Raw genomic sequence first — 10,599 nt, 5'->3', positions numbered from 1 at the left:
GCCTGGGCCTGGGCCACGGCGGCCTGGGCCTCCGCCAGGCGCAGGCGCGCGGCGGCGAGCTCGGCCTCGCGCTCCTGCCTTTGCCCGGCCAGCCCGGCCAGACGCGTTTCCAGCTCGTCCACGCCCGTGGCCCCCTTGGCCGCAAGCAGGGCCGCCATGCCCGTGTCCAGCTCGGTCAGCAGGCGCTCCAGAGCGCTGCGGCGGCGCTTCAGCGCCTCCTCAACCAGCTTGTACTTGCCCGCGCCGAAAAGCTTCTGGAGGATCTTCTCCTTCTCGTCGCTCTTGGCCAGCAGCAGGCGGCGGAACTCGCCCTGGGGCAGCACCATCACCTGGCGGAACTGCTCGCAGGTGAAGCCCACCAGTTCCTCCACGCGCGCATCCACCTCGCCCACCTTGGACAGGCGCTCGCCCAGCACCACGCCCTGGGCGTCCTGCTCCCAGAAGTCCACGCGGTGCTTGCGCTCCACGCTCTTCCCGCGCGAGTGCACGTCCTGGGTGGGTTTGCGCTCCACAACGAAGCGCCGCTCGCCCACCTGGAAGCTCAGGCTGACGGAGCATTCGTCCTCCGGCCGGGCCAGCTGGGAGCGCAGGAACTTGTCGTTCTGCTTTTCCCGCGCCTCGCCGCTGGCCTTGCCGTACAGGGCGAAGCACAGGCCGTCCAAAAGCGAGGTTTTGCCCGCGCCGGTGGGGCCGTTGATGAGCAGGAAGGGATTGGTGCCCGTGCGGGTGAAGTCCACGCGCTGTTCCCCGGCAAAGGGGCCAAAGGCCTTGAGGGTCAGGACAAGGGGCTTCATGCCTGCATCTCCCCTGTGGCGGCCGCTGGCGCTGCGCCCGGCGTGTCCGCCACGTCCGTTTCGCCCAGGGCCCCCAGAGCATCGGCCCGCAGCATTTCGTCCACCACGGCGCGCAGGGCGTCCGCCTCGGCCTCGTCCAGGTCCTGGCCGCTCACGTGGCGGAAAAAGGCCGTGGTGATCTCCCATTCGGTCTTGCCGCGCACGCTGATGCCGCCTTCGGCCTCGCCGCCCTCTTTGCCGTACTGCGCCCGGGTGATGGAGAGCACGTTGGGATAGCTTTGGCGCAGCTTGGCCGCGTAGTCGAACAGCGCGCCCCGGTCCGTCAGCTCGATCCACAAGTAGTCCTCGCGGCCAGCGTCGGCCTCGGCGGCCGCCAGAAGCGCGGCCAGCTCGCCGGAGATCTTGCGCATGTCGCGCCGGGGGCAAAGCGGCAGCAGGGTGCGCGTGAAGCCGCCGTCCGCGTCCAGGTCATACAGGGCGGCGCTCTTCTGGTGGTCGGCCTCGGAAAAGGAGTACTTGAGCGGGCTGCCCGCGTAGAAGGCGCGCTCGGCCACCTTCTGCGGCCGGTGCAGGTGCCCCAGCAGGGTGAGGCTGAAGGGCGCGAAGTGCGCGGGGTCCACCAGGCAGGAGCCGCCGATGGACAGGGGGCGCTCGGACTCCGAGGCGCTGCCGCCCAGGGTGAAGCAGTGGGCCAGGCACACGCTGCGGCCGGAAATGTGGGGCAGCGAGGCCATGACGCGGGCCATGGCCTCGTCGAAGTCGCCCGTGGCCAGGTCCTCCTCGCGCTCCTTGAGCATCAGCGGGGTGATGTAGGGCAGGGGGATGAAGGTCACCGGGCCGTGGGCGTCCGCCAGGACCAGCGGAATGATCTCTCCCGGCAGGCCGGGGGCGATGTGCAGGCCGCGGGCGCTCAAGAGCCTGCTGCCGAAGGACAGGCGCTCGGCGCTGTCGTGGTTTCCGGGGGTCAGGATGACCGCGACGCCCAGGTTCAGCACCAGTTCGGACAGGAACTCGTCCATGAGCCGCGTGGCGGCCACGGGCGGAATGGCCCGGTCGTACACGTCGCCGCTCACGGCCACCACGTCCACGGCGTTCTCGCGGACCATGGCCAGCACCTGGTGCAGCACATGGGCCTGGTCCTCGGTCATGGGGGCCTCGTGGACCAGCTTGCCCAGGTGCAGGTCGGCCAGATGCAGGATGCGCACGCGGAATCTCCTCTGTGGTTGGAAGTCTGGCGGCCGGAAAGGGGCCTTTTACACGTCCGTTCCGGCCCCTTCTCCCATCTTGCAGACGAGCAGGAATTCCGCCTCGGTCACGGGCATGACCGACAGCCGCGAACCCCTGCGCAGAAGCTCCATGCCGGAAAGCGCCCGCACCTGGCGCATGGCCTGAAGGGGCACCGGCGCGGCGAATTTCCGCTCAAAGCGCACGTCCACTGCATACCACAACGGTTTCTCCGGCGTGGAGCGGGGATCGAAGTGCCCGTCCGCAGGGTCCAGGGCGGTCTCGTCGGCATGGGCGGCGCGCACGATGCGCACTGTGCCCACGGCCCCTGGGTTGGTGACGCTGTGGTAGAAGATGGCCAAATCGCCCTCGGCCATTTGGTCGCGCATGTAATTGCGGGCCTGGAAGTTGCGCACGCCGGTCCAGCTGGTGGTCTGGTCCGGCTCCGCCGCCAGGTCGTCGATGGAGTAGCAGCCAGGCTCTGTTTTCAGCAGCCAATAGTTCCGTTCCATGTGGAAACCTCCTTTGCCGCGCCGCCGGGAGCCTGCGCTCCGGACGGGCCTACTTCGTCTTCTTCAGCCGGATCTTGTTGTCGATGACCAGGGTGCCGTTTTCCAGCTTCCACTTCATGGAGGTGGGCGGCGCGCCGACCAGATCCCAGATCATGGTGTCGCCCTCAATGGTGTACTTGCCCTTCTGCGCGGCGATGACCGGATTCACCGCGCCCTTGGGCATGTTCTTCAAGGCTTCCGGCGTCAACCGGGAGTTGAAGTCGAAGCTGCCGTTCTTGTTCAGCACAACGGTGTACAGGGCCTGGGGCAGCCCGTCGTGGAATCCCTTCCAGGTTCCCACCAAAGCGTCCACGACCACCGTCTTGCGCACGATGGGTGCTTCGGGCTTGACGCCCTTGGCCTCCAGGGCCGAAACGCTGCCGGACTTTCCCGCGCGGGCCGCGTAGGCCATGACCGTTTCGCCCGCGCCGTTCTTCTTCTGCGCGTCGGCGCCTTTGTCCAGCAGCAGCTTCACCAGCTTCTCGTTGCCCGCGCCGGCGGCCAGCATGAGCGCCGTCTCGCCCTTGTCGTTCACCGCATCCAGCCGCGCCCCCCTGTCGATGAGCAGGGATGCCCGGTCGTAGCCGTCGGACGTGTCGGACTTCCGGGCCGCGGCCATGAGCGGCGTGGTGCCGTTGGAGGAGGGGAAGTTGATGTCGCCCTTGTGGTCCAGCAGGTACTTGATGATGGAGACGTTCTTCCTGTGCTCAAGCGGATTGGGATTGCCCGCTGCGTGCACCATGGGCGTCACCAGGGGGTTCACGGTGGATTTCACGTTGACGTTCGCGCCCGCGTCCACCAGCACCTCCACCATGTCCGGGTCGATGACCAGGGCGGCGGTCAAAAGCGGCGTGGAGCCGAGCTTGTCCACGATTTCCAGGTTGGCCTTGCGCTTGATGAGCATCTTGGCGAAATCGATCTGATGCGCGCTGGCGGCGGTGTGCAGGGGCGTGCCGCCGGTAAGCAGGCTCGTGATGTCGAGGGTGGCGCCGCTGTCCAGCAAAAGCTTGCCGATGTCCACAAACCCGAAGCGGGCGGCCAGGTGCATGGCGGAGTAGCCGCCTTCGCCCTTGAGCTGCTCAAAATCCAGCTTGGGCTTGTAGGTGATGAATTTCACCAGCCACGTGCCGATCTTCTTCAGTTCCTTGTTGTTGACCATAATGGCCTGCATCAACGGCGACTGTCCATTATTGTCCGACATGTTGATATCCGCGCCATTGGCGACGAGATATTCGAGCACCTCGAACTTCTTATGCAGCACCGTGCCCACAAGCATGGAGGCGCCAATGTTGTTCTGGTGGTTGATCTTGGCCCCATGGGTGTGCAGCATCTTCACCGCTTCCAGGTCCTCGGCCGCGACCACAAGCGAGAGCGGAGTCTCTCCCTCGGTGGTCTGCGCATCGATGAGGATGCCCCTGGCCTGGGTGACGAGCACCCGGATGACCTCGGTGTGGTCCCGTTGCGCGGCCTTGATGAGCGCGGTGTTTCCGCGCGCCTCGGGCACACTGTCCGTGCGGTCGCGGGCGTTCGGGTTGGCCCCGCGTTGCAGCAGCAGGGCCACGATCTCCGCCTGGCCCATGTGCGCGGCCTGGATCAGCGGCGTGCGCTCCCATATGCTGCCGAAGGAGTCGTAGAGGATGCCCCGCTTGTTTACGTCCAGCCGGGGCGACTGCAAAAGAAGCTTGGCCGCTTCCATGTTTTTTTCGCGGATGGCCCAGCAGAGCATGGTGTCCCGGTCGTACACGGCGTTCACGTCTGCGCCGCCGTCGATGGCGGCCCGGACCCGGGCCAGGTCGCCCTTGTCGATGGCCTTAAAGAGCTCCGGCATGGGCTGGCTGGTCTCGCGCCCAAAGGCTGCGTACAGGGGGGCAAAGGCTCCGCAGACCAGCAGCAGCGCAAGGGACAACGCAAGAGGCAGGGCAAGAAACAGGGCACGGGCGCGCAGGGGATTCACGTGGGGAGCTCCTGGTGGGTTCTGGGGTTCGCTTCTGGGGCCAAGAGCCCGGTTATGAGCCGGGCGGGCCATGCGCCCACTTTTCCAGCAATGGCGGAACAGTACATGAGCAGGGAGCGGATGAAAAGCCTGCCGGACGGTTGGGGCGAGACAGGAGATGGACAAAATCACCCCACAAGCGAAAAGCCCCTTACGACATTCATCGTAAGGGGCTGATCTTTCTGGTGCCGAGGGAGAGAATTGAACTCCCCACACGGGGATTTTCAGTCCCCTGCTCTACCAACTGAGCTACCTCGGCGCGCGTGAGAAAGCTCAACTACCCGAAGTGCGCGCCTCTTGGCAAGCGAAATTTTCGCCTCCGGGCCGCAAATGTCCGCTTCGCTACAGGTCCCGCACCAGCATGCTCGCCAGCGAGCGCGCCAAGTCGCGCACATCCGGGCGGTACACTCCATTGCGGATCTGGGTCTTGAGTCCGTCGATGTAGGCCAGGCGCTCCGTATCTTCGGCGGCGCGCCCCGGCGCCTCTGTGGGCGGCGGCCCGCTCTGGGGCCAGGCCGCATTGCACTTGTAGTCGGTCATGTGTCTCCTCCCGGTCTTGTCTCGCACCCGCGCGCGGGCAATGGTCGGTCGTGCCGTGTGCGCGCGGAGTTGACGGGCGGGGGCGGAAGGCCGCTTGGCGAGGCCCTGCGCCCCAGCCCGAAAATCGGCGAAGTCCTTTTCGCCCGTCAGGCGCCCTGATCCCTGGCGCCCAGCAGCCGGGACGGTCGGTCGACCCTGCTGCTGGCGTCTTATCGGCCCCCGTGGTCCTCAGGATTAGTCCGGTCTACGCACATTTTGAAACTCGTAGTATTTCTCAAAAAACTCGTGTAGATGCCAGCCATGAACAGACCGTTTCGCGTCTGCCTCGTCCATGCCGCCGGCCCCCTGGTTCCGGCCCTGCAAAGCCTCGGCTGTGAGGTGCTCTCCCTCTCGCCCGCGGAAAGCGGCGTGTACGACATGCACGCGGAGCTCAAGCGCCAAGGCTTCGAGCCCGACATCCTCCTGCAGTGTGAACGCCTGGGCCCGCGCCTGCTCCTGGCCGGGCTGGAGCAGATCACGGCCGTGCGCGTCTTCTGGGCCCTGGACCCGCACCTCAACGCCTTCTGGCATGCACCTTACGTTCGGTTGTTCGACCTCGTCTTCTCCACCCAGCGCCGCTGGATGCCGCACCTTGCCGCCTGCGGCGCGCCCCGCCTGCGCCATCTGCCCTGGCACGCCCCGGAAGGCCCCTTTCTGCCCTTTGCCGAGCGCAGCCGTCTGGCGGGCTTCGTGGGACGCCTGGGGCCCACCCGGCCCGCGCGCACCTGGCTGGCCGAACTCATGCGCGAACTCGCGCCCCAGGATTTCGCTCTGGAGGACAACCTCGACTTCCCGGCCATGCTCGACTTCTATCGTCACACCAAAGCCGTGCCCAACGAGTCCATCACCGGCGAGGTGAACTTCCGCCTGTTCGAGGCCGCAGGCTGCGGCTGCGTGGTGCTGGCGCAGGATCTTGGCCCGGAACAGGCCGAGCTGTTCGAACCCGGGCGCGAAATGCTTGTGTGCGCCGATGCCCTGGAGCTGGCAGAGAACCTGAAGCTCCTGGCCAAAAGCCCGCGCCTGGCCGAAACCTTGGGCCGCGCAGCCTGGGAGCGCGCCCAGGCCGAGCACCTGCCCCTGGCCCGGGCCAAAACCATCCTGCGCGAGGCGGCCGAGGCGCCGCGCCAGCACCTGGCCAGCCAGGACGCCCATTTCTGGCTCACCCTGGCCCTGGCGAACCTGTGCGAGGCCGGCCGCCTGCCCGGCAGCGAAGAGGCCGTGGCCGAACGGCTGGCCACCCTGCCCGGCGTCCAGGCTCAGTTGCCGCGCCTGGACGAAAACGCCTGCCTCGCCCTTTGCGCCCGCCTGCGTCTAGCCCATACTCTGAAGCGCCTGAAACGTCCGAACGAGTTGTCCGCGCTCCTCCACGCCCTGGACGTCCAGCTGCCCCCTGAGCCCGATCCCCGCTTGCGCCACGGGCACGGCCTGGCCCTGGCGCTCACCTGCTCCATGTGCCTCCTCGACCTGGGGCAGCCCGGGCAAGGCACGCCAGACATGGCCGCGGCCCTGCGTTTCTCCGCACGCGCCGGCATCACCCCGCCCAACAACTCCGAAGGCCCCGTACCCCTGCTTCTGGCTTGGGCCCAGCGTCTCGATGAGGCCGGAGTCCGCGCGCGCGGCGGCTTCGCCTTTGACGCCGAGGAGCACCTGCCCGCCAGCCCCAACGAATGCCTGCACTGCGCCCTGCACCTGCACCCCGGCCAGCAGGAAGCCCTGCGCGCCCTCACGCGTGGTCTTGCCCGCGAGCCGGGAGCCGAGGTGCTGCGCCTGGGGCTGCTCTCCGAGCTGAGCCTGCGCGCGCGCGAGGACTGGCGCGTGAGCCTTGAACTCGGCCGCGTCTGCCTGCAAACCTTTCGGCCAAAATCCGGCTTTGAAGAATTGCGTCTGGCCGCGCACCTCGCTCAAAGCCTGGGGCAGGACCAGGAGTTCGACCAAGCCCTTGCCCAGGCCGACCCCTCCGAGCGTTTGCGGAGGGCCTTGGCCAGGTAGCCGGGATGCGGCAAGGGGGGCTGCCCCTTGACCTCGCCAGGGGGTATGCACCCCCTGGACCCGCGTGTCCGCCGGACAAAGGTCCGGCGAGATGGGGCCGTGTGGGCGGCGGTGAGCTCCCGCACATTCGCCGGGACAGCCCCGCCTGAATTGTGTGGGAAGCGCCCGGTTTCGGGAAAGTGAGAGGAGGGGGAAGGGAGCAGCCTCCAATAAGAGGAAGCCATCAAGCCGTCGCGGCGATTCCGTAAAGAGGGAGAGTCGGGTGCGCTGGAAGAATGGATAGCTGAGCAGGGCAACGATTAAGGATTTCCAAACGGGATTCCGTCAGAGACGGCACTGGAGACGTCCCCATCCCGATACCATCGCAAGCGAGAGCGCCCGGGCCGAGTGGAACTCGGCCCGGGCGCTCTCGCTTGCCCTGCGGGTCCAGGGGGTGCATACCCCCTGGAAAAAATATTCTCTTCCCTTTCTCTCTGTCCCTTCCCCCTACGCGTACAGCACTTCGCCTTCCAGCGCAGCGCCATCGGGCACGCGCACCTGCTTGCGCGAGCGGTTGATGACGCGGGTGACGCCGTTTATGCGCACGTTCTTGCCGAAGCGCACGTCGCCGTGCACCTCCAGGCGTTCGCAGTTGATGAGCGAGGGAGCGCCCTTGGGGAAGCGTTCCTGGAACATGTCGATCTTCTTGTAGAACTTCTGGTCCAGGGCGATGGCGGGCATGGGCGTGGTGCGCGCCGGGTTCTGTTCGATGGTTTCGAGCTTGGTGCGCAGATAGCAGTCGCTCATGACGAGCAGCAGGTCCTGGGTGGTCTTCACGGGCGCGAAGCGGGTGCGCGGCACCAGCACGGCGCGGGCGTTCTCGAAGGCGCTGATGGCCGAGCCCATGGCGGTTTCGACCTGCAGGACGGGCGGGGAGTCCGGGTCGCGCGGGTCCAAAGTCTTGGGATTCAGGATGAGGTCCAGCGGCATCATGAGGTTTTCGACAAAGACCTGTTCCAGCACTTCCAGGTCCACCCACAGGGAGTTGGTGTTGAAGTAGCGGTACTTTTCGATGTCGGCGAAGCTTTCCAGCTCGCTTTCCGGGCACTGGGCCTGTTCGCGCAGCATGAGCCGGTTGCTGTCGTTGAGCTTGGCCAGGTGGCCGCCCTTGCGGTCCAGGTGGGTGCGCCGGGCCACTTCCATCAGGAAGGGCAGGCGTTCCTGGGCGATGTAGCCGAGCAGGCGCGAGTCCATGACCGCGCCCAGGTTGTCGGAATTGGAGATGAAGGCGTAGCGGTAGCCGCGCTTCAGCAGTTTGGCCAGCAGGCCCGAGGTGACCAGCGCCGTGTACACGTCGCCGTGGCCGGGCGGGTTCCATTCCAGCTCCGGATTGGCGGGCCAGTCCGCCGGGGAGAGGTCGGCCTCCATGATCTTTGGGTACATGTGCTGCACAAAGGCCAGCGGGATGCCCGTGTCGCCGTTGTCCAGCCCCTCCACCTTGAGCATGGTGTCGCGGTGGGTTTTGAAGCTGTTCATGAAGGTCAGCGGCAGGGGCGACTTGTATTTTTTGCGCAGCACCTTGGCCTGGCGCACGATGATGTCCAGGAAGGTGTGGCCGTCCTTCACGGGGATGAGGCTTTTGGCGCGCTCCAGGCCCATGCTGGTGCCCAGACCGCCGTTCAGCTTTATGACGATGGTGTGCGAGAGGGCCTCGCGTCCGGCGTCGGAGTAGGCTTCCAGGTCCGCGTAGGCGGGCACCTCGCCCTCCAGCAGGGGGGAGATGTCGGCATCGCTTGTTTTGCCCTGCGCGCCCTGCATTATCTGCGTGTAGTAGCACTTGAACACGTTGATGACGATGGAGGGAATGCGCCTTTCCTCCATCTTGAGGGCAAAGGGTCTGAACATGGTATGGACCGCGGGGTCTTGCGCCGTAAGGCAGCTGATCTTCATGTGGGCTCCGTGAGGGGCGCTGCGGCCCATCCTGGGTTTTTTCAGCATGATCAGTATATGCGGAAGGTTGGGGAAATGGCAAGCAGGGGTGCCCGCCCGCCGCGCAGTGCGAATGAAAAAGGCCCGGCGCAGGAGGGGTGATCCTGGCCGGGCCCGGAGCTGGCGCGGGTGTGTGCGTCGGAGGAGGTCTTGGGGATTTCCCGCGCCGCGGCCCCTAGGAGAGCAGGCCCGTGGTGGCCGTGCTTCCGGAAACGCTGGCCACCAGGGCGTCGAGCACGTTGAGCGCGCCGAAGCCGCTGACGGCCAGGATGATGTCGCCGCTGGCGAGGTTGTATTCGGCGATGGCCTTGTCGAAGTAGCCGGAGGCGGAAACCGCGCCGATGGCGTCCGGGCTGCGGTAGAGGAACAGCTGCTGGCCGGGCACGCCGCCCATCAGGCGCATGGTGGTGGAATCGTAGCTCATGGCATCTCCTGTCGTGGGTGGTTGCGGAAGGTTGCGGTTAGGCGGAAAGGGCGGCGTCGTCGTCGCAGTTGATCTGGACCACGCCTTCATCGTCGATGAGCACGGCGCCCGCGGAGAGCAGATGGTCCACCAGGTGGGCGGCCTTTTCCGGCACCCAGTCGGTGAAGACCTTCACCTCCTGGCCCTCGGCCAGGCCGATGGCGCTGCGGTGATACAGGAAGCACTTGCGCGTGCCCGCGGCCAGGGGCAGCCCGGTGTGGAACATCCAGGTGATGCCGAGCCAGGTGCGGCTCTCCGTGCCCTTGAGCCAGGGGTAGCGGTCGCCCGCGAAGTCCGCGCTCTTGAATTCGCTGATGTCCAGGAGCTCGTTCCACTGGTGCGCGCCCACCACGGCGAAGCGGTTGCCGTCGTCGGGCACGTCCTTGCCGTTCAGCAGGGCGAAGGCCTCCAGCACCTTGGCCTTGGTCAGGCCGGTGCCGGACTCGGCCACTACGCTGGCGGTCTGGCCCAGCTTGGAGACGATGAGCTCGTCCACCTTGCGGCCCAGGGCGTAGGCCCCGGCGTTGGCCACCACCAGACGCTCGTCGGTGTTGGTCTTCAGTTCGTCCAGGTGGTCCACGTAGTCCGCGCCGTACCAGTCTTCCAGGGTGGCGGTGACGGTGGAGTGGGCCACGTTCATGAGCGGCACGTTGCCGTGGCGGGTCTTCTTGCCCGCCGCGCCTTTGCCGTTCCGCTGGAACACGGCGGTGGCGCCCTTGACGCCGGTCTTCAGGCGCACGGTGCCGCGCAGCTTGCTGCCGCGCTGCTGGTAGGCCTCGTGCACGTCGGCCATGTACTGGGCGATGAAGGAATTGCTGATGCTTGTGGACATGGATGGTCCTCCAGAGTCGAAAGGGGTTTCTGGGGGCCGGGTGTCGCCTGGGGCGCGGCCGCGCAGGTGTCCGTGCCTCGGACTGGCGGCCGCGGCGCGGGGCCGGGCAGCGGGTCTCCGTCAGGCCCGCTTGCGCGAGAGTATAGCGCCGCTTTTTGGGGCGGATGAAAATGGCGGGTTTTTGGCCGCAAAAGAGACAAAAATAG

The 10,599-nt window shown here is 66.6% G+C and carries 9 protein-coding genes and 1 tRNA gene; 1 reads left to right on the top strand and 9 read right to left on the bottom strand.

Annotation, left to right across the window (positions count from 1 at the left end; genetic code table 11):
• The 6 genes from VN419_RS00165 to VN419_RS00140 all read right to left on the bottom strand — a co-directional run.
• Positions 1-794 (bottom strand): AAA family ATPase (locus VN419_RS00165; protein WP_325643174.1); only part of this gene is annotated, 794 nt, incomplete at its 3' end.
• Positions 791-1,999, bottom strand: coding sequence for an exonuclease SbcCD subunit D (locus VN419_RS00160; RefSeq protein ID WP_325643172.1), 1,209 nt, complete (start codon positions 1,997-1,999; stop codon positions 791-793). The genes VN419_RS00165 and VN419_RS00160, both read right to left, overlap by 4 nt.
• A gap of 48 nt (positions 2,000-2,047) precedes the next feature.
• The gene (locus VN419_RS00155; RefSeq protein ID WP_325643169.1) at positions 2,048-2,530 is read right to left on the bottom strand and encodes an EVE domain-containing protein; all 483 of its coding nucleotides are present in this window, start codon (positions 2,528-2,530) and stop codon (positions 2,048-2,050) included.
• A 49-nt stretch (positions 2,531-2,579) separates the two neighbouring features.
• Positions 2,580-4,523 carry an ankyrin repeat domain-containing protein gene (locus tag VN419_RS00150; RefSeq protein ID WP_325643167.1) on the bottom strand — a complete coding sequence of 648 codons (1,944 nt, stop codon included), beginning with the start codon at positions 4,521-4,523 and terminating at the stop codon, positions 2,580-2,582.
• A 222-nt stretch (positions 4,524-4,745) separates the two neighbouring features.
• Positions 4,746-4,821 (bottom strand) — tRNA-Phe (locus VN419_RS00145).
• Positions 4,822-4,904: 83 nt separating this feature from the next.
• Positions 4,905-5,102, bottom strand: a complete 198-nt coding sequence (locus VN419_RS00140) for a hypothetical protein (protein WP_325643165.1) — start codon at positions 5,100-5,102, stop codon at positions 4,905-4,907.
• Between the two features lie 300 nt (positions 5,103-5,402).
• Between VN419_RS00140 and VN419_RS00135 the strand changes: the two genes are divergently transcribed.
• The gene (locus tag VN419_RS00135; RefSeq protein WP_325643163.1) at positions 5,403-7,130 is read left to right on the top strand and encodes a glycosyltransferase; all 1,728 of its coding nucleotides are present in this window, start codon (positions 5,403-5,405) and stop codon (positions 7,128-7,130) included.
• A gap of 486 nt (positions 7,131-7,616) precedes the next feature.
• Here VN419_RS00135 and VN419_RS00130 read toward each other — a convergent pair whose 3' ends face one another.
• The 3 genes from VN419_RS00130 to VN419_RS00120 form a co-directional block, all read right to left on the bottom strand.
• Complete coding sequence (locus tag VN419_RS00130) at positions 7,617-9,059, bottom strand: UTP--glucose-1-phosphate uridylyltransferase (RefSeq protein WP_325643161.1); 1,443 nt, start codon at positions 9,057-9,059, stop codon at positions 7,617-7,619.
• Between the two features lie 214 nt (positions 9,060-9,273).
• Complete coding sequence (locus tag VN419_RS00125; RefSeq protein ID WP_325643159.1) at positions 9,274-9,522, bottom strand: hypothetical protein; 249 nt, start codon at positions 9,520-9,522, stop codon at positions 9,274-9,276.
• Positions 9,523-9,559: 37 nt separating this feature from the next.
• The gene (locus VN419_RS00120) at positions 9,560-10,393 is read right to left on the bottom strand and encodes a phage capsid protein (RefSeq protein WP_325643157.1); all 834 of its coding nucleotides are present in this window, start codon (positions 10,391-10,393) and stop codon (positions 9,560-9,562) included.
• Positions 10,394-10,599: the final 206 nt, after the last annotated feature.

It is taken from the genome of Humidesulfovibrio sp. (assembly GCF_035560995.1).
In the GTDB taxonomy this organism is placed as follows: Bacteria; Desulfobacterota; Desulfovibrionia; order Desulfovibrionales; family Desulfovibrionaceae; genus Humidesulfovibrio.
The sequence above is the reverse complement of the archived record's forward strand: the minus strand, read 5'-3'. Positions and strand labels throughout refer to the sequence as shown.